The following is a 19,282-nucleotide window of genomic DNA, read 5'->3' on the forward strand; positions in this document are numbered from 1 at the left end:
TAGTGTCATCCATAGGACGTATTGTCTCCTATTTTGGATGTCCACCAAACCCGGGCTATCTCAGAGTCGAATTATTGAGCAATTTCTCACCTAATTGGATTAGTTGGGGACGGAGTCAGCTTGACCGGCAATTTCTTCTCAACTGAACAATTAGGGTCAGAGTCGAATTAAAGGCAATTCTGGAGAATTGCTCAATAAATCTACTCTGACCCTCATGTTGGGGGGCTGGGGGCGCACGGGTGAAGATTTCGCTTGCGCGGCGTGGTGGGTGAGATAGAATAATGAATGAGAATCATTATCATCTGATGCCACTACCTTGCGTCGAGAGGAACGATATGTGCGACAAACACGCTGCGAACGTACCCTGCCCTGCTGACGGCCTGCAGGGATCGCGCCGGCGGCGCGTGTGGGAGCTGTCCCATGCCTGCCATTGCCCGCTTGTCGGGGTCGGATTGCCGCTGGGCGGCTTGCGCAAGCTGGTGGAGAAGGTGACGGGCGGGAAGGTGCTGCACGACGATTACGACATCCACGTCGGCACCGTCAGCGAGTGCGCGCTGCGCACGCCGGTCGCCGATGCGGTGCAGAAGGAACTCGAGCGCCGCTATGCGCAGCATGTGCAGCGCTTCCGCGCCGCCAAGACCACCGAGCAGGTCGAGGCGATGTGGGATGCCGCAGTGGCCGCCGGGGATGTCGCCGGGGCGTTCTGGGCCGGGCTGTCGCATCCGCGCTGCACCACCGCGCTCGAAGAAAAGATGTGCCGCGATATCCATATGGTGCAGCACCAGGCCGGGGCCTGCGCGCGCGCCGACATCAACAAGTTCAATGCGGTCGTCGCCGACAACGCCCGCCTCGAACGCGAAGTGGCGCGCCTGCAGGAGCGCTGCAATGCGCTGGGGCATGAAAAAGCGCAAGAGAGCGAACGCCTCGAGAACCAGCTCCGGGCGGCGCGGGCGGCGACCATCGCGCGCGATGGCGACGTGCAAGCCCTGCGCGCCGAACTGGCGCGGCTGCAGGCCAGCGTTCCCGACCTCGAGACACGCGAGCGCCTGGCCGAGCGGGTGGCGCAGATGGAAGCGCGCGAACAGGCGCTGCGTGCGCAACTGGCCGAGCTGAAGGCGGCGCGTGCGCCCGCGCCGGAAGCCGAAGTGGCCGCGCCCGCCCCGATCCAGGTGGCGCCGGTTGCGATGCCGGTGCGCCTGGAAAACCGCAGCGTCCTGTGCGTCGGAGGCCGCAGCAGCAGCGTGCCGATCTACCGCAATATGATCGAGCGCGTCGGCGCCCAGTTCGCCCACCACGACGGCGGCCTCGAAGACAGCAGCAGCCAGCTCGACGCCAGCCTGGCCGCGGCCGACCTCGTGATCTGCCAGACCGGCTGCATCAGCCACAGCGCCTACTGGCGCGTGAAAGATCACTGCAAGCGCCACGGCAAGCGCTGCGTCTTCGTCGACAACCCGAGCGTCTCGAGCCTGGTGCGCGGCCTGCAGGAAGCCGCTACCGAGGAAACCCAGCCAGGTTGAATCAGGCGGCCAGCGCGCGGATCGCCGCCACCAGCCGGTCCAGCTGCGCCGTGGTCGTGAAGTACGAAGGCGTGACGCGGATGCAGCTGCCGCCGACCGGGCCTTCGCGCGCCACTGTGAAGATGCCATGACGCTCGGCCAGCGTGCGCGCCAGCGCCACGTTGTCCTCGAACGACGTTCTTCCCTTCAGGCGGAACGAGGTCACCGCGCCCGTCATCCCCGCATCGTCGGGCGTGAGCACCTGCACGTTCGGCAGCCCGCGCACCCGTGTCACCCAGTAGTCGCGCAGAGAACGCAGGTGCGCCGCGCGCGCCGCCAGCGGGATGCGCGCATGGAAGGCCAGCGCGCTCGGAATCGTCATCACCGCCGCCACGTTCAGGGTGCCGGCGTTTACGCGCGCACGGATGTCGGTCGGCGGATGCTCGGTGTTGCCGCAATCGATGTCGATGTCCTGTAGCCGCCCCTCGCGCACGTAGAGAAAGCCCAGCCCGAGCGGCGCCCCGATCCACTTGTGCAGGTTGGCGCCGACGAAGTCGGCGCCCAGGTCGGGGATGCGGAAATCGAGCTGGCCGAACGATTGCGCGATATCCACCACCACGTCGACGCCGCGTTCACGGGCGATGCGCGCAATCTCGGCCACCGGCAGCACCAGGCCAGTGCGATGGTTGATGTGGGTGAGCAGCAGCAGCCGCGTGCGCGGATGGCGCCGCAGCGCCTCGGCATAGGCATCGATCACGTTCTGGCGCGTGGCAGGCTCGGGGATCGTCACCGAGACCAGCCCGGCGCCCCGACGTTTGGCCAGCTCGCGCATGGCGTCCATCACCGTGCCGTAGTCCAGGTTGCAGATCATGACCGCCTCGCCCTCCTCTAGCCGCCGGTAGTTCAGGATCAGGTTCTGCAGCGACTCCACCGCGCTGCGCGTGATCGCGATCTCGCCAGGCGCGGCGCCGGCATACGCCGCCAGCTGCGCGCGGATCGCCGTCATGTCTGCGCGGTCGAAGCGCGTGCGCAGGTAGTGCGTGTTGTGGCGGTTCAGGTAGTCGAGATTGCGCTTGTAGTCTTCCAGCACCGGGCGCGCCATGATGCCGTAATAGGCGTTTTCCAGGTTGACGATGTCGCCGGCCACGTCGTAGCTGGCGCCAAGGCCGGCATCGTCGGCCGCCGCCGCAGCGGCCGGCCAGGGCAGCACGGCGCTCCCGAGGCTCAAGCCTGCGGCGGTGCGCAGCAGCTTGCGGCGGCGATAGGCGATCGGTTTCATGGAGGCTCCCGCTAAAATGGATGTGCAGGAAAGTATAGGCAGGCCAGCGCAGTGCGCCTGCCCGGTGATTGATCACCCCATAAGCGCCATTGATACCCCCGCTCGCCAGCGACGCCGCCGGGTTAGAATCGGGACCACCTTCACCACGAGACAATCGCCATGCTCAGCCGCGACATCGAGATCTTCCGCACCGTGATGACCTCGGGCTCCGCCACCCGCGCCGCGAAGGTGCTGGGGTTGTCGCAGCCGGCCGTCAGCATGGCGCTGCGCCGGCTCGAGGAACGCGCGGGCCTGGAACTGTTCCAGCGTCCCGGCGGCAAACTGCAGCCTACCCAACAGGCGCAGGCCCTGCTGGCCGAGGTCCAGCGCCACTTCCTCGGCATGGACGTGATCGAGCAGCGCATCCGCAGCCTGAAGCAGTTCGGCGCCGGCCGGATGCGCATCGCTGCCTTTCCCGGCCTGGGCACCGGTTTCGTGCCGCGCGTGCTGGCCGACCTGGCAGCCGCCGGCACGCGCAGCATGGTGTCGCTGCAGGTGATGGGATCGCACGACGTGCGCAGCCAGGTACTGCGCGACGAGGTGGAGCTGGGCATCGCGGCCCAGGACATCTCGACCGCCGGCGTCGAGCACGCGCTGTTCGCGCACTACTTCGGCGTGGTCGCCCTGCCCGCCGGCCACGCGCTGGCGCGCAACAACGTGATCACGCCGAAGCAGTTGGCGCGCCATCCCTTCGTGGCCCTGCAACCGGACGATGCGGTGAGCCTGCGCCTGGATGCGATTCTGCACGCCCACGGCGTGCAGCTGCAGACCGCAGTCGAAACCTCGTACACCTTCAGCCTGTGCGAACTGGTGCGCAACCGCATCGGCGTCGCCCTGGTCAATCCGGTCACGGCCGTCGACTACCTCGATGCCGGCCTGGTGTTCCGTCCGTTCTCGGAACGGCTCGAGTTCACGGCGCTGACGATGTGGCCCGCCGGCCGGCCGCTGTCAACCTTCGTGCGCCAGATGCTGGGCGCGATGCGCGCGCGGCTGCAGGCGGACATGGACCGGCTGCGCGCGACGATGCCGCCGGCCGCCGGCAAGGTCGTCCTGCACCAATTCCAGCCGCTGGAGACGCCGGCGGCCGGGCGATAACACGAACCGATAACACGAAACCCAAAAGAAAAAGGGCTACAAGCCTGAGCTTGTAACCCTTTATCCTGCAAATCTTGGTGCCGCTGACCGGAATCGAACTGGTGACCTTCGCATTACGAATGCGCTGCTCTACCGACTGAGCTACAGCGGCGAAACCTGTGCTTCGCCTTGCCTTTCAGCGCACGACGACATAGCCGCCGTGACGAAAGAACCATATTCTAGCAAACAATGCGGCAAACTTGCTAGTGTGTATCGCTAGCGTGCCGCATTATCGGCCGAAAAGAGGAAATTCAGGCCCCGTGATAGCCCGTGACGACCTCGACTTCTTCCTTCGAGCCCAGGAACACCGGCACGCGCTGGTGCAGCTTGGTCGGCGGGATGTCCAGGATGCGGCCCTGGCCGTCGGTCGCGGCGCCACCGGCCTGCTCGACGATCATCGCCATCGGATTGGCCTCGTACATCAGGCGCAGCTTGCCCGGCGAAGCGGGATCGCGCAGGTCGGCCGGATACATGAAGACGCCGCCTCGGGTCAGGATGCGGTGCACGTCGGCCACCATCGAGGCGATCCAGCGCATATTGAAATCCTTGCCGCGCGGGCCGGTTTCGCCCGCCAGCAGCTCGTCCACGTAGCGCTGCACCGGCGGATGCCAGTGGCGTTTATTGGACATATTGATGGCGAATTCCTTCGTCGAGGCGGGGATCTGCATATCGCTCTGGGTCAGCACCCACGAACCCATCTCGCGGTCCAGCGTGAAGCAGTGCACGCCGTTGCCGGTGGTGAGCACCAGCATGGTCTGCGGGCCGTAGACCGCATAGCCGGCCGCCACCTGGGCGGTGCCGGGCTGCAGGAAGTCCTGCTCGGTCGGCTGGTTCATGCCTTCCGGCGCCTTGAGCACCGAGAAGATGGTGCCGATCGAGACGTTGACGTCGATGTTCGACGAGCCGTCCAGCGGATCGAACAGCAGCAGGAATTCGCCCATCGGATAACGGCTCGGGATCTGGCGGATGGTTTCCATCTCTTCGGACGCCATCGCCGCCAGGTGGCCGCCCCACTCGTTCGCTTCCAGCAGGATCTCGTTGGAGATCACGTCCAGCTTTTTCTGGACTTCGCCCTGGATGTTCTCGGTCTCGGCGCTGCCCAGCACTTCGCCCAGCGCGCCCTTGCTCACCGAATAGCTGATGCGTTTGCAGGCGCGGGCGACGACCTCGATCAGCAGGCGCAGCTCGGCGTTGATGTTCTGGTGCAGGCGCTGCTCTTCGACCAGGTATTGCGTCAGACTTACGCGTTTCATGACTTCCTCAGGTTTGGTTTACGTTCTTTTAATTGGCGAGTGCCTTGGTGACCACTTCGCGCACGTCGTTCGACAGCTTGCCCTGCCCCGCCACGCGCTGCAGCGCGGCCTGCATCTGCTCCTGCAGCGCCGGCGCGTAACGGCGCCAGCGGTCCATGGCGCGCGCCAGGCGGCTTGCGACCTGCGGGTTGAGCGCGTCGAGCGCGATCACCTGCTCGGCCCAGAAGGCGTAGCCGCTGCCGTCCGGCGCGTGGAACTGCACTGGATTGTTCATGCAGAAGGCGGCGACCAGGCTGCGCGCGCGGTTCGGGTTGCGCAGGGTGAAGGCCGGATGGCGCATCAGCGCGCGCACGGCCGCCACGTCGGTGGTCGGGGCCGCGGCCTGCATCATGAACCACTTGTCCACCACCAGGGCCTCGCCCTGGAACTCCTGGTAGAACACGTCCAGCGCGTCGGCCGCTTCCGGCACGCGCGATGCGATCAGCGCGCCCAGCGCGGCGGCGCGGTCGGTCATGTTGTCGGCGTCGTCGAACTGGCGCTGGGCCAGCGCCACGCTCTCTTCGTCGGGCGCCGCGTTCAGGTAGGACAGCGCGATGTTCTTGAGTGCGCGCTTGCCGGCGGAGGCGGCATCCGGGCTGTACGCCCCCGGCGTCAGGTTGGCCTCGTACTGCGCCAGCAGCTCGCCGCGCAGGCGCGCACCGATGTCGGCGCGGATGAACTGGCGCGCGATGTGCACGGCCAGCGGGTCGACGCCGTCGATCTGCTCGGCCACCATGCCTTCGGATGGCAGCAGCAGCGCCTGTTCGCGGAAGGCCGGGTCGAGGGTTTCGTCGACCAGGACCTTGCGCATCGCCTCGATGAAGGTCTCGTCCAGGTTCAGGCTGGCGCCGCTATTGCCCTTGGCCGCGGCCTCGCCGGCCAGCTTGAGCAGGCGGCTCATGGCCAGGCGCTGGCCCGCTTCCCAGCGGTTGACCGGGTCGCTGTCATGGCTGAACAGGTGCAGCAGATCGGCATCGGTATAGCTGCCCTGCAGGACCACCGGCGCCGAGAAGCCACGCAGCACCGAGGCCACCGGCTGCTCCTTGACGTCGGTGAAGACGAAGGTCTGCTCGCCCTGGGTCAGCTCGAGCACCGCCGTCGTGCCGCGGTCGACGCTATCGACCACCAGGCGCATGTCGTTGCCGGCGGCGTCGAGCAGGCCGACCGCCACCGGGATATGGAACGGCAGCTTCTGTGGCTGGCCCGGCGTCGGCGGGCAGGACTGGATCAGCTTGAGCGTGTAGGTGTGGGCGGTCTCGTCCCAGCGGCCCTCGAAGCGCAGCACCGGGGTGCCGGCCTGGCTGTACCAGCGTTCGAACTGGGTCAGGTCGCGGCCGTTGGCGTCGGCCATCGCGCGCCGGAAATCGTCGCACTCGACCGCCTGCTCGTCATGGCGCGCGAAGTACAGGTCCATGCCCTTGCGAAAGCCCTCCTCGCCGAACAGGGTCTGGTACATGCGCACCACTTCGGCGCCCTTCTCGTACACCGTCACCGTATAAAAATTATTGATCTCCACGAAGGAATCGGGACGCACCGGGTGCGCCATCGGGCCGGCATCCTCGGGGAACTGGTGCTGGCGCAGCGTGCGCACCTGGTCGATGCGGGTCACGGCGCGGCCGGTGTCGGTGCCGATCATGTCGGCCGTGAATTCCTGGTCGCGGAATACCGTCAGGCCTTCTTTCAGCGACAGCTGGAACCAGTCGCGGCAAGTCACGCGGTTGCCGGTCCAGTTGTGGAAGTATTCGTGCGCCACCACCGCCTCGATGCCCTGGAAGTCGACGTCGGTCGCCACCCGCGGGTTGGCCAGCACGAACTTGGTGTTGAAGATGTTGAGGCCCTTGTTTTCCATCGCGCCCATATTGAAGTCGCTGGTGGCGACGATCATGAAGCGGTCCAGGTCGAGCTCGAGGCCGTATTTCTCTTCGTCCCAGCGGATGCTGTGCTTGAGCGACTGCATCGCATAGTCGGTCTTGTCCAGGTTGCCTTCTTCGACCCATACCTGCAGCAGGGCGTCGCGGCCGTCCGCCAGGCGGAAGGTCTCTTCCTGGCACACCAGCTTGGCGGCCACCAGCGCGAACAGATAAGAAGGCTTCTTGAACGGGTCTTCCCACAGTGCATAGTGGCGCCCGTCGTCGAGGTCGCCTTCCTGGATCAGGTTGCCGTTCGACAGCAGCACCGGGTAGCGCGCCTTGTCGGCGCGCAGCATCACCGTGTACTTGGCCATCACGTCCGGGCGGTCCGGGAAATAAGTGATGCGGCGGAAGCCTTCGGCCTCGCACTGGGTGAAGAAGTTGCCATTCGATACATACAAGCCGCTGAGCGTCGTGTTCTGCTCGGGTACGCAGACCGATTCGATCTCGAGCACCACCTCATCTGGCGCCGCGTGGATGACCAGCAGATTGTCGGCCAGCGTGTAATCGGCCCCGCTCAGGGTCTTGCCGTTCAGGCGCAGCGCCACCAGTTCGATTTCCTCGCCATGCAGCTCGATGGCCCGCCCGGTGGCCGCCGGGTTGCGGCGCAATGTCAGGCGGTTGGCCACGACCGTACGCGCGGGATCCAGGTCGAAGCCGAGCTCGACAGTATCCACAAGGTAAGTCGGCGGGGTATAGTCTTTGCGGTAAATGGTCTGGGGCGTATCGGTGCGCATAGGAAAGGTCCAAGAACACAGTGGAGAAGTGCTTATTTTACCAACAAGCTTTTCCGGTGCTTCGTTCGATTCCATGTATCGCAGTGTATGCACGGTAACGGGGTGTAAAACCCGGTTCATTGATCCTGAACAAGCGGTAAGCTTGATCATCGACGAAATTCCGCACAAATATTTTGGAGACTGTATGAAACGCCTCATCATGGTCGCCGCCGGCACGGCGCTTGCACTGCTCCTGGGCGGTTGCGCGACCACCATCCGCAGCGACGTCACGACCTTCCACCAATGGCCGGCCCAGATACAAGACAAGAGTTATGTGTTCGAGGTGCCGTCGCCGCAGGACGACACGCTGGAATGGCGCAGCTATCAGGAACTGGTGCGCACCCAGCTGGCGCGCCAGGGCTTTAGCGACGCCGACGGCGCCACGCCGGCGCTGACGGTGGCGATGCGCTTCACCACCACCGACCTTCCGGTGCGCGTACTGGAACCGATCATGACGCCGTACTTCTATCCGGGCGCACGCTACGGCTACGGCTACCGCGGCTTCAATCGCCGCTACTGGGGCGGCTGGTACAGCCCGTTCTACGATCCGTTCTGGGGTCCGTATCCGGCCTACCAGACCTCGATCGAGCACCACTACCGGCGCGAGCTCCAGGTCTCGATCAAGTCGGCGCGCGACGGCAAGCGCCTGTTCGACGTTACGGTGCACAACACCAGCCGCAATATGTCGACGCCGGAAATCATGCCGGCGCTGGTGCACAGCGCCTTCGAAGGCTTCCCGGGACCGTCGGGCGTGGCGCGGCGGGTCGAGGTGAAGCAGGAGCCGAAGGGCTGATCCTGGCCACCTGACTCACCACCACCACGTCATTCCCGCGGAGGCGGGAATCCAAGTACTGCCAGCGTAATCGACATGCTAAAACTTGGGTCCCCGCCTGCGCGGGGACGACGTTTTGGGGCCACGGATTCAATAAACGAACGCGGTGCGCAGCGACGCAAAAAAAGCCCGTCACGCTAGGCGCGACGGGCCAACTAGAGACAACGAGAGACAACGGTAGTGCCGGCGCTTCTTAGCGCACCATGCAAGGTTTCTTGCTATCGAACTTCCAGTTCGGAACGAGGTACTGCATCCCCACCGCATCGTCGCGCCCGCCCAGCCCCATCGCCAGGTAGCGCTGGTGCGCGGCCTCCACCGCCTCCATATCGAGTTCCACGCCCAGCCCCGGCGTCGTCGGCACGGTGACCATGCCGTCCACGATGCGCAGCGGATTGCGGGTCAGGTGCTGGCCGTCCTGCCAGATCCAGTGGGTGTCGATCGCCGTGATGTCGCCCGGCGCCGCCGCCGCGCAATGGGTGAACATCGCCAGCGAGACGTCGAAGTGGTTGTTCGAATGCGAGCCCCAGGTCAGTCCCCAGGCTTCGCACATCTTCGCCACGCGCACGGTGTCCTGCATGGTCCAGAAATGCGGGTCGGCCAGCGGGATGTCCACCGCCCCCAGTTGTACCGCGTGCGCCAGCTGGCGCCAGTCGGTGGCGATCATATTGGTGGCGGTGCGCAGGCCCGTGGCGCGGCGGAACTCGGCCATCGTCTCGCGGCCCGAATAGCCGCCTTCGGGTCCGCAGGGATCCTCGGCATAGGCCAGCACGCCTTTCATGTCGCGGCACAGCCGGATCGCGTCCTGCAGCAGCCAGCAGCCGTTGGGGTCGAGCGTGATGCCGGCCTGCGGGAAGGCTTCCTTGAGCGCGCGCGCCGCCTCGATTTCCTGTTCGCCGCGCAGCACGCCGCCCTTGAGCTTGAAGCTCTTGAAGCCGTAGCGCTTCTGCGCGGCGCGTGCCTGGGCCACGATGGCGTCGGTGTCCATGGCCACTTCATGGCGCAGGCGCAGCCACTCGTCATCCGCATCCGGCTCGCTGGCATAAGGCAGGTCGGTCGCCTTGCGATCGCCCACGTAGAACAGATAGCCCAGCATCTCGACCTGGTCGCGCTGGCGGCCGTCGCCCAGCAGGTCGGCCACCGGTACGCCCATGAACTTGCCCAGCAGGTCGAGCAAGGCGCATTCGACGCCGGCCACCGCGTGGATCGTTACGCGCAGGTCGAAGGTCTGCTGGCCACGGCCGCCCGCATCGCGTCCTGCGAAGGTCGTGCGGATCGAACGCAGCACGCCGTTCCAGGCGCCGATCGGCTGGCCGACGACCAGCGCGCGCGCATCCTCGAGCGTCTGGCGGATGCTCTCCCCGCCCGGCACTTCGCCGACGCCCTGCTGGCCGCTGCTGTCGGTGAGGATCACCAGGTTACGGGTGAACCACGGCGCGTGGGCGCCGCTGAGGTTGAGCAGCATGCCGTCGCGGCCCGCGACCGGCACCACGCGCATCGCGGTGATCGTCGGCGTGCCTCCCGGCGTCGAAGATTCCATGGTCATCAATCTGTCTCCAAAAGCTATGTTACCGGTATCAATTGAGATCGATGATACCGGTATCTTGCGGTTGAAGTCAATACGCTGTAGAGGCCTCTGACAGCTAGCTGCTGCCGCGTTCGACGATGACGAAGCCGACGTCGCGCACCGTCTCCTCCACCGGCCGGCCTTCGGCGCGGTCGATGATCAGCTGGGCGGCGGTGGAGCCGATGGCAGTGCCGTCGATGCGCACCGTGGTCAAGGGGGGGTGCAGGTCGCGCGAGAACGCCAGGTCGCCCAGGCCGACCACGGCCAGTTGTTCGGGCACCTTGATGCCCAGCGCCAGCGCTTCGAGCAGCACGCCCTGGGCCATCATGTCGGAGCTGCAGAACACAGCGTCGATGCCGGGGTCGCGCGCCAGCAGCTCGCGCAGGCTCGCGCGGCCGCTGCCGAGCGAGGTCGGCGCCGGCACGATACAGGTCGGCACCGCCGCGCGGTCCGTGCCCAGTCCCGGCTGCAGCGCCAGCACGGTATCGGCGAACTGCCGGTTGCGGCGCACCGCGCGTTCGTCGTCGGCGCTGATGGCGGCGATCTTGCGGCGCCCGCGCCCATGCAGGTATTCGGCCACCGCCCTGCCGATCTGTTCGTGCGAGAAGCCCACCAGCATGTCGATCGGGCTGTCGGTCAGGTCCCAGGTCTCGACCACCGGGATGCCGCTGGCCAGCAGGCGGCGCCGGCCCTGCTCCGAGCGCATGATCCCGGTCAGCACCACGCCGTCCGGACGGCGCCCGATGATGGCCTCGAGCAGCGCGTCCTCGCGCGAGTTCTCGTAGCCGGCCTGGCCCAGCATCAGCTGGTAGCCGCGCGCGGCCAGGCCGTCGGTGAGCGCCTGCACCATCTCGAGGAAGACCGAGCCGCTGATGGTCGGCACCACGGCCGCCACCATGCGGCTCTTCTTGGAGGCCAGGCCGCCGGCCAGCAGGTTCGGCACGTAACCCACCCGGTCCACCACCTCGCGTACGCGCTGCAGGATCTCGGGCGAGACCGAATCGGGATTGTTCAGCGCGCGCGAGACGCTCATCGGGGCCACGCCGGCCAGGCGGGCGACGTCGCGCACCGTGGGCGTGGCGCCCTTGCGGCTCTTGCGGGCGGTTGCTGGTGCGTCCTTCGGGGCGGGGGTTTCCATGGCCGCGATTCTAGCACCGAGGTATGCCGCGCCCTCTAGCGGTATTTCTGCTGCATGCCGTCGTAGAAGCGCTTCAAAGTATGGAAGGCTTTCTTTTTCTGGCCGGTGTCCGAGATCAGGCCCTTGCGGTTCCAGAAATCCTGGTACTGCGGATGCGGGCGGCGCGGCGAGCGGAAGTCGGCCAGGATCCACGGCGTCATGCCGCGCAGGCCGGGGATCGCGGTCAGCAGCTTGAACTGGTTCTGGTACAGGCGTTCCTGGTATTCCTCGCTCCAGCGGGTCGTGGCGTCGGCGTGGTAGCCGCCCAGTGCATCGGCGCCGAATTCGCTGACCACCACCGGTTTGTTCACCTTGATATCGAAGTGATAGTTGAGCATGTCCTCGGGATCGCTCCAGTACCAGCCCGCGTATTCGTTGAAACTGGCCAGGTCCAGCTTGCCGGCCAGCGGATCCTCGACCACGACCCGCTGGCCCTCGCGGTGCACTTCGAGCGCCGCCGCCACCAGGCGCGTGTCGTCCAGGCCGCGCACGGTGTCGGCCAGCCGGCCCATGAAGACGTTGCGCGGCTCGCCCACCGGGGTCTCGTTCCCGATCGACCAGACGATGACGCTGGCGCGGTTCTTGTCGCGCACCACCATATCGGTCAGCTGGCGGTCGGCGTTGCGGTAGGTGTCGGGATTACTCCACGAGATGGTCCAGTACACCGGCACCTCGGCCCACAGCAGCAGGCCCATCTCGTCGGCCAGGCGCGACATGTGCTCGCTATGCGGATAGTGGGCCAGGCGCACGAAGTTGGCGTTGAGCTCCCGCGCCCACTGCAGCATCATGCGCATATCGCCTTCGCCGCGCAGGCGGCCCTGGGCCAGCGGGTTTTCGTCGTGCAGCGAGATCCCGCGCAAAAAGATCGACTTCCCGTTGAGCAGGATGTCCTGGCCGCGGGTCTCGATGGTGCGGAAACCCACCCTGTCCTTCACCGTGTCCGGGCCGGCCGCGATCTCGACGTCGTACAGGGTCGGCGTTTCGGGCGACCAGTAGCGCAGCTTGCCTGCGGGGATGTCGATGGCGGCGCGGCCACTGGCGTCGGCCTGGACCGTGGTCCGGATGCCGGCCGCGGGAATCGTCACGCTGACGCTTTGCCGCGGCTGGGCGCCGGCCAGCTGGACGAAGCCCTGGATGCGTTTCAGGTCGCCCTTGGCCAGCTGCACCTTGTAGTCGGCGATATAGGTGGCGGGGACTTCGGCCAGCAGCACATCGCGCGTGATGCCGCCATAGTTCCACCAGTCGGTGTTCACGGTCGGTATCTCGTCCTGGTGCCGCATATTATCGACCTTGACCACCACGAAGTTGCGGCCTTTATTCAGCTTGCCGCTGACGTCGAACTGGAACGGCGTGAAGCCGCCCTTGTGCGTGCCCAGCTTCTTGCCGTTCAGGTAAACGTGGGCCTGGTAATTCACGGCGCCGAAGTAGAGGAAATAGCGCTTTTCGTCCTGCGGCTCGGCGTTGAACACCTGGCGCATCCACACCGTGCCTTCATAGAACAGCAGCTTTTCATCCTGCGAATTCCAGTCGCCTGGAATCTTGAGCGTGGGGGACAGGTCGAAGTTGTACTCGACCAGCTCGCCCTTCTGCGGCGAGCCCAGGTCGTCATAGAAGCCGCCCTTGCCCGAGGGCGTCGCGTCGAACGGCTCGCGCCGGTAGTTGTAATACCCCGTCTCGTAGGGATCGACGATGTAGTTCCAGCGGCCGTTCAGGCTCAGGTACTGGCGGCCGTAGATGTTCTGCAGCGGCGCGGATGCTTGCGCCTCGGTCGCAAGGCCGGCCGCCGGCGCCGCTGCTTGCGCCATTGCGTTCACATGCCAGGACAGGACCAGCGCGCACAGCGCCGTCCCCAATGCATTGCCAAGATGCTTCATGGTTGTCTCCCGCTCTCCGGCTGGCGCCGTCCGGTTGGTTTTTGTTACCGGTATCTAGTGCTGGACTATCGTAGCGGGACAGTTTTGTTGTGTCAACAAAATGCTTGGCGGCGACACCTTTGCCAATACAGCCCTAAAGCTGGGGCAGGATCTCGGCGCCCAATTCGCGCAGGACCTCGTCGACCGGCCGCGGTCCCCGATGCAGGTTGAACAGGATGTGCGCAACGCCGAGTTCGCGCATGCGTTCCAGGTAGGCGCCCAGCGCATGGCGGCCGGTGCGCAGGCCGAGTTCGATCGCCTCGGCCGGCGCAGCCGGATCCTCCAGCAAGTCCAGCTGCACCGACTGGATGAAGGGCTTGCGCATGCCGGGCGAGCGCTGGTCTTGCGCCATGTGCCAGAGGGCAATCCGGCCTTTTTGCCGGTCTTCCTCGCGGTGATAGCTGGCCCAGGCATCGGCATGTTCGGCGATCCACTGCAGCGACTGGCGCGCGCTGCCCACCGCGAGCATCGGGATGCGCGCCTGCGGCGGGGGCAAGACGCGGTACTCTTCCGTTTCCACGGCCGGCGCCGGCGCGAGCGCGGCGCGCACGGCGCGCCAGTGTTCGCGGAAGGCCACGTCGCGTGTATCGAGGTCGGCCCCGAAACGCGCGAATTCCTCGGGCCGGTCGCCCGAGCCCAGGCCCAGCAGCAGGCGGCCGTGGCTGATCCGGTCCAGGGAGAGGGCCGCCTTGGCCACGTGCAGCGGATGGCGCAGCGGCAGCACGATGGCGCCGGTGGCGAGCACGATCCGCTCGGTCACCGCCGCCAGCGCGGCCAGCCACAGGAAAGGATCGTCCAGCGCCGCGGTCTCGTTGGCGCTGCCCTGCGGGATCATCAGGGGCACGTCGCGGGTCCACAGCGCTGCAAAACCCAGCGCGTCGGCCAGGCGCGCATGCTCTTGCGCCAGCGCGAGGTCGGCCAGGGCGCCGGACTGCCCCGCCATGGGCGTCATCAGCCCGACCGTCAGACGGCCGGGAACGAAGACCTGCCCGTATGCGCGGTTGAAGTCCTCCATGGGTTCAGGTGAAATACGCTTCGGAGCCGAAGGTGAGCGCCACCACTACCAGCATCGCCAGCACCAGCACGATCAGCAGGCGCCCGAACTTCGGCGCGCCGTCGCCGGATGGCGGCACGGATGGCGGCAACTGCGGCAGCGGGTCGTCGTCGCGCGCATCCCTCATGACGACAACTCCGGCAGCAGCACCGTCGAACCGGTCGTGCGGCGCGCTTCCAGTGCGCGGTGCGCCTCGCCCGCCTCGGCCAGGGCGAAGGTCTGGCGCACCTCGACCCCGACCTTGCCGCTGCCGACCATCTCGAACAGCTCGGCCGTCATCGCCTCTTGCTCTTCCTGGGTGTGCATGTAGTCGAACAGGGTCGGCCGGGTCAGGAACAGCGAGCCGCGCCTGGACAGCTCGGCCGGGGCGAACGGCTCGACCGCGCCCGAGGCGTTGCCGAAGCTGACCATCAGGCCGCGCCGGCGCAGGCAGTCGAGCGAGGCGGTGAAGGTGTCCTTGCCCACCGAGTCGTACACCACCGGAACGCCCTCGCCGCCAGTGAGCTCGCGCACGCGCGCCACGATGTCTTCGTCGTTGTAATTGATGACGTGGGCCGCGCCGTGGCGCAGCGCCAGCTCGCCTTTTTCCTTCGAGCCGACGGTGCCGATCAAACGCACGCCGAGCGCGCGCGCCCACTGGCAGGCGATCAGGCCGACGCCGCCGGCCGCGGCGTGGAACAGGATCGTGTCGCCGGCCTCGACCCGATAAGTTTGACGGAGCAGGTACTGCACCGTCAGGCCCTGCAGCATCATGGCGGCCGCGGTCTCGAAGCCGATCGCGTCGGGTAGCCTGACCAGGAAGCGGGCCGGCATGGTGCGCACGCTGGCATAGGCGCCCAGCGGTCCGCCGGCATAGGCCACGCGGTCGCCCGGCCGCACATGGGTCACGCCCTCGCCCACCGCCTCGACCACGCCCGCGCTTTCCTTGCCGAGAAAGCCGGGCAGCGGCTGCGGATACAGGCCGGTGCGGAAATACACGTCGATGAAGTTCAGGCCGATCGCGTGCTGGACGATGCGCGCCTCGCCCGGCCCGGGCGCCGGCGCCTCGACGTCGACGTATTCCATCACTTCTGGGCCGCCGGTGGCGGCGATCCGGATCGCTTTGGCGAGCATGGTTTCTCCTGTGGGGTTGGTCAGGCGGCGCTGCGCGCGCCCATCAGTTGCGACAGCACCAGGCGCGCGGTCGAGACATTGGTCGCGCACGGGATATTGTGCACGTCGCAGGCGCGCACCAGCGCGTTGATGTCGGGTTCGTGCGGCTGCGGCGTCATCGGGTCGCGCAGGAAGATCACGCAATCGATCAGGCCGTCGACCAGCAGGGAACCGATCTGCAGGTCGCCGCCGACCGGCCCCGAATGCTTGCGCTCGACATTCAGGCCCAGCTCGTTGATCAGGCGCCCGCCGGTGGTGCCGGTGGCCGACAGGGTGCAGCCCTGCAGGAAATCGCGGTACTCGGCGGCGAGCGAGATCATGTCGTCCTTCTTCTTGTCGTGGGCGATCAGGGCAATGCGTGGGGCGGCGGTCGTGATGGTCATGTCGTGGCGGCGTTGGTATGGTCGGGACGCTCATAAGAATACCGCATTCGCTCAAGCGGTCATATAGACCACTGACTGCGCCATGACGTTCTGAAGGCGATCAATATCTGTGCAAGGCTGTGGCGGCGGCGCCGAAGTTCGGCGTCACGACGGGGGCGATCGCGGCGGTGCGGCATCGCGCGTGTGGCAGGAGAGTTGCACCGCTGGCGTCAGCACCAGGCGCATCGGGCGACGGCGGCCTCGGCGTCAAGGCGCATCCCGCCGCGCCCGCCGAACGGGGTCGATATGCGCGCGGTCGAAACCATGCATCTCAACTAAAAGGGGAATTCATCATGACCTGGAAGACAGAGCGCACGGGGCCACCGGGAGCGCCGCAATGAACCTGCGTGACGTCGAAGCACGCCTTGGCCGCGACCGCTTTTTGCTGCTGGCCCTGATCGTCGTATCGGTGCTGGCCAGTCTGTGCTGGGCCGGCCTCGTGCTGGGCGGCCTGGTGCTCGGCAGCGCGCCCCTTGCCGCGGACGCGACGGCCGGCAGCGTCGGGGCCGCGGGTACGGCCAGCGCCGCGGCCAGCGCCGCGCCCTCCCTGGCCTACCATGCCGGCCAGCTGGCGCTGGTCTTCCTCACCTGGGCCGGCCTGTGCACGGCCATGATGCTGCCCCTGGCCAGCCGCGCCACGGTGCTGTTCGCGCGCATCGCCGGGGAGCACGCGGCCCAGCGGGCGCGCCTGCGCACCTGGTTGTTCGTGCTCGGCTACCTGGGCGCCTGGACCGGTTTCGCGCTGCTGGCCGCGATCGCCCAATGGACGCTGCACGAGTCAGACCACGGCGGCGCCGTGCGCCACCCTCTGCTGCTCGGCCTGGCCATGGTGGCGGCCGGCGTCTACCAGTGGACACCCACCAAGCATGCCTGCCTGGAGCACTGCCGGGCGCCCCTGCCCGGCATCCTGGCCGGCTGGCGCGACGGCCTGCCAGGCGCGTTCTGGCGCGGCGCCGCCCATGCCCGCCAGTGCCTGGGCTGTTGCTGGCTGCTGATGCTCCTGCTGCTGGCCGCCGGCCCGGACAACCCGGCCGCGATCGCTGTCGTCGGCCTGTTCGTGGTGGCCGAGATCCGCCTCGCCAGCGGCCACTGGATCGCCTGCGCGGGCGGGCTGGCGCTGCTCGCCCTGGGGACCCGGTTGTTGTTTCCGTGACAGTTGAGCGACGTTTTTGCAGGAGGGGGCTATGCTAGAATATCGGCCACTCTTGCATACCGTCTAAGGAATTCTCGACATGGCTGGACACAGCAAATGGGCCAATATCAAGCATAAAAAAGCCGCTACCGACGCCAAGCGCGGCAAGATCTGGACGCGCCTGATCAAGGAGATCACCGTGGCCGCGCGCATGGGCGGCAGCGACATCCCGTCCAACCCGCGCCTGCGCCTGGCGGTCGAGAAGGCCGCCGACGCGAATATGCCGAAGGATAACGTCACCCGTGCGATCCAGCGAGGCTCGGGCGAGCTCGAAGGCGTCAACTACGAAGAAGTACGCTACGAAGGCTATGGCATCGGCGGCGCGGCGATCATCGTCGACTGCCTGACCGACAACCGTGTCCGCACCGTGGCCGAAGTGCGCCACGCCTTCAGCAAATTCGGCGGCAATATGGGCACCGAAGGTTCGGTCGCCTTCATGTTCACGCACACCGGCCAGTTCCTGTTCGCGCCGGGCGTCGACGAAGACAAACTGATGGAAGCCGCGCTCGAAGCCGGCGCCGACGACGTCATGGCCGACGAAGAAGGCGGCTTCGAAGTGCTGTGCGATCCGCACGCCTTCTCCTCCGTGAAAGAAGCACTGGAAGCCGCCGGCTTCAAGGCCGAAGTGGCCGAAGTCATCATGAAGCCCGCCACCGAGACCGTATTCACGGGCGAGGAAGCGGTCAAGATGCAGAAACTCCTCGATGCGCTGGAAAACCTGGACGACGTCCAGGAAGTCTTCACCAACGCCGTGATCGAAGAATAATTGGTAGCGAATATGAAAATCCTCGTAGTCGGCTCGGGCGGCCGCGAACACGCGCTGGCGTGGAAACTGGCCCAATCGGAACGCATCCAGACGGTCTTCGTCGCCCCCGGCAACGGCGGCACCGCGCTCGATGCGCGCCTGGTGACGGTCGACGTGCTTGACCCTGAGGCGCTGGCCGACTTCGTGGTGGCCGAAGGCGTGGCCCTGACCCTGGTCGGCCCGGAAGCGCCGCTGGCGGCCGGCATCGTCAACCTTTTCCGCTCGCGCGGCCTCAAGATCTTCGGCCCCACCCGCGAGGCGGCCCAGCTCGAGAGCTCGAAGGATTTCGCCAAGGCCTTCATGCACCGCCACGGCATCCCGACCGCGAAGTACGAGACCTTTTCAAGCGCCGCCGCGGCCCACGCCTACATCGACGCCAACGGCGCCCCGATCGTCATCAAGGCCGACGGCCTGGCGGCCGGCAAGGGCGTGGTGGTGGCGATGTCGCTCGACGAAGCCCACGCTGCGGTCGACCACATGTTGTCCGATAACGCCTTCGGCGACGCCGGCGCCCGCATCGTGATCGAACAATTCCTGGCCGGCGAAGAAGCCAGCTTCATCGTCATGTGCGACGGCAGGAACGTGCTGGCGCTGGCCACCAGCCAGGACCACAAGCGCCTGAAGGACGCCGACCAGGGCCCGAACACGGGCGGCATGGGCGCCTACTCGCCGGCGCCGATCGTGACGCCGTCGATGCATGCGCGCGTGATGCGCGAGATTATCAACCCGACCATCCAGGGCATGGCGCGCGACGGCATCCCGTTCACCGGCTTCCTGTACGCCGGCCTGATGATCGACGCCGACGGCAACCCGCGCACGCTCGAGTTCAACTGCCGCATGGGCGACCCGGAAACCCAGCCGATCATGGCGCGCCTGAAGAGCGACTTCGCCACCGTGCTGGAACACGCCTGCAACGGCACACTCGACACGGTCGAGCTGGAATGGGACCGCCGCACCGCCGTGGGCGTCGTGATGGCGGCCGCCGGCTATCCGGACAGCCCGCGCAAGGGCGACGTCATCGACGGCATCCCGGCGGAAGTGCCGGAATGCGTCACCTTCCACGCCGGCACCCGCCTGGTGGACGGCAAGCTGCAGACCAGCGGCGGGCGCGTGCTGTGCGTGGTGGGCCTGGGCGACAGCGTCAAGATGGCGCAGAAGCAGGCGTATGAAACCGTCGAGAAGATCCATTTCAATGGCGCGCAGTACCGGCGCGACATCGGCTGGCGCGGGGTCAAGTAAGAGCCG

16 protein-coding genes and 1 tRNA gene are annotated in these 19,282 nt (G+C 66.6%); 6 read left to right on the forward strand and 11 right to left on the reverse strand.

Features of this window, described 5'->3' with window-relative positions; genetic code table 11:
- Positions 1-335: 335 nt before the first annotated feature.
- Positions 336-1,517, forward strand: a complete 1,182-nt coding sequence (locus tag AC3A6F_RS24335; protein WP_487686148.1) for a DUF2325 domain-containing protein — start codon at positions 336-338, stop codon at positions 1,515-1,517.
- A gap of 1 nt (position 1,518) precedes the next feature.
- On the opposite strand, the gene AC3A6F_RS24340 is transcribed toward AC3A6F_RS24335, so the two are convergent.
- Positions 1,519-2,775 (reverse strand): aminotransferase class V-fold PLP-dependent enzyme, encoded by a 1,257-nt coding sequence (locus AC3A6F_RS24340; protein WP_487686151.1) that lies wholly within the window; start codon positions 2,773-2,775, stop codon positions 1,519-1,521.
- Positions 2,776-2,934: 159 nt separating this feature from the next.
- Between AC3A6F_RS24340 and AC3A6F_RS24345 the strand changes: the two genes are divergently transcribed.
- Complete coding sequence (locus tag AC3A6F_RS24345) at positions 2,935-3,909, forward strand: LysR substrate-binding domain-containing protein (RefSeq protein WP_487686154.1); 975 nt, start codon at positions 2,935-2,937, stop codon at positions 3,907-3,909.
- A gap of 75 nt (positions 3,910-3,984) precedes the next feature.
- Here AC3A6F_RS24345 and AC3A6F_RS24350 read toward each other — a convergent pair.
- The 3 genes from AC3A6F_RS24350 to pepN form a co-directional block, all read right to left on the reverse strand.
- Positions 3,985-4,060 (reverse strand) — tRNA-Thr (locus tag AC3A6F_RS24350).
- Between the two features lie 139 nt (positions 4,061-4,199).
- Positions 4,200-5,201, reverse strand: a complete 1,002-nt coding sequence (locus AC3A6F_RS24355; protein WP_487686157.1) for a class 1 fructose-bisphosphatase — start codon at positions 5,199-5,201, stop codon at positions 4,200-4,202.
- A gap of 28 nt (positions 5,202-5,229) precedes the next feature.
- Positions 5,230-7,887 carry an aminopeptidase N gene (gene pepN, locus AC3A6F_RS24360; protein WP_487686160.1) on the reverse strand — a complete coding sequence of 886 codons (2,658 nt, stop codon included), beginning with the start codon at positions 7,885-7,887 and terminating at the stop codon, positions 5,230-5,232.
- 184 nt (positions 7,888-8,071) lie between these two features.
- On the opposite strand from pepN, the gene AC3A6F_RS24365 reads away from it, so the two are divergent.
- Entirely contained in the window at positions 8,072-8,719 is a 648-nt protein-coding gene (locus AC3A6F_RS24365; protein ID WP_487686163.1) for a DUF4136 domain-containing protein, read from the forward strand.
- Positions 8,720-8,951: 232 nt separating this feature from the next.
- Here AC3A6F_RS24365 and AC3A6F_RS24370 read toward each other — a convergent pair whose 3' ends face one another.
- The 7 genes from AC3A6F_RS24370 to AC3A6F_RS24400 all read right to left on the reverse strand — a co-directional run bounded on the left by AC3A6F_RS24370 (position 8,952) and on the right by AC3A6F_RS24400 (position 16,001).
- Positions 8,952-10,301 carry an enolase C-terminal domain-like protein gene (locus AC3A6F_RS24370; RefSeq protein ID WP_487686166.1) on the reverse strand — a complete coding sequence of 450 codons (1,350 nt, stop codon included), beginning with the start codon at positions 10,299-10,301 and terminating at the stop codon, positions 8,952-8,954.
- A 97-nt stretch (positions 10,302-10,398) separates the two neighbouring features.
- On the reverse strand, positions 10,399-11,460 hold the full coding sequence (locus AC3A6F_RS24375) for a LacI family DNA-binding transcriptional regulator (RefSeq protein WP_487686169.1): 1,062 nt from the start codon (positions 11,458-11,460) through the stop codon (positions 10,399-10,401).
- Between the two features lie 35 nt (positions 11,461-11,495).
- Complete coding sequence (locus tag AC3A6F_RS24380; RefSeq protein WP_487686172.1) at positions 11,496-13,373, reverse strand: glycoside hydrolase family 2 protein; 1,878 nt, start codon at positions 13,371-13,373, stop codon at positions 11,496-11,498.
- Positions 13,374-13,506: 133 nt separating this feature from the next.
- Positions 13,507-14,427: a TIGR03571 family LLM class oxidoreductase gene (locus AC3A6F_RS24385; RefSeq protein ID WP_487686175.1), complete on the reverse strand. Its 921-nt coding sequence runs from the start codon at positions 14,425-14,427 to the stop codon at positions 13,507-13,509.
- A gap of 4 nt (positions 14,428-14,431) precedes the next feature.
- The gene (locus tag AC3A6F_RS24390) at positions 14,432-14,593 is read right to left on the reverse strand and encodes a hypothetical protein (protein ID WP_187271644.1); all 162 of its coding nucleotides are present in this window, start codon (positions 14,591-14,593) and stop codon (positions 14,432-14,434) included.
- Positions 14,590-15,579, reverse strand: coding sequence for a quinone oxidoreductase family protein (locus AC3A6F_RS24395; RefSeq protein ID WP_487686178.1), 990 nt, complete (start codon positions 15,577-15,579; stop codon positions 14,590-14,592). Before AC3A6F_RS24395 ends, AC3A6F_RS24390 begins: the two co-directional genes overlap by 4 nt.
- A 20-nt stretch (positions 15,580-15,599) precedes the next feature.
- Positions 15,600-16,001: a methylglyoxal synthase gene (locus tag AC3A6F_RS24400; RefSeq protein WP_487686180.1), complete on the reverse strand. Its 402-nt coding sequence runs from the start codon at positions 15,999-16,001 to the stop codon at positions 15,600-15,602.
- 376 nt (positions 16,002-16,377) lie between these two features.
- Between AC3A6F_RS24400 and AC3A6F_RS24405 the strand changes: the two genes are divergently transcribed.
- The 3 genes from AC3A6F_RS24405 (at position 16,378) to purD (ending at position 19,276) form a co-directional block, all read left to right on the forward strand.
- Positions 16,378-17,193, forward strand: a complete 816-nt coding sequence (locus tag AC3A6F_RS24405; RefSeq protein ID WP_487686183.1) for a copper chaperone — start codon at positions 16,378-16,380, stop codon at positions 17,191-17,193.
- 79 nt (positions 17,194-17,272) lie between these two features.
- Entirely contained in the window at positions 17,273-17,998 is a 726-nt protein-coding gene (locus AC3A6F_RS24410) for a YebC/PmpR family DNA-binding transcriptional regulator (protein WP_123069365.1), read from the forward strand.
- Between the two features lie 12 nt (positions 17,999-18,010).
- Positions 18,011-19,276 carry a phosphoribosylamine--glycine ligase gene (purD, locus tag AC3A6F_RS24415; RefSeq protein WP_487686186.1) on the forward strand — a complete coding sequence of 422 codons (1,266 nt, stop codon included), beginning with the start codon at positions 18,011-18,013 and terminating at the stop codon, positions 19,274-19,276.
- The last annotated feature ends 6 nt before the right edge of the window (positions 19,277-19,282 follow it).

The organism is Massilia sp. Soil_C_3 (assembly GCF_057657035.1).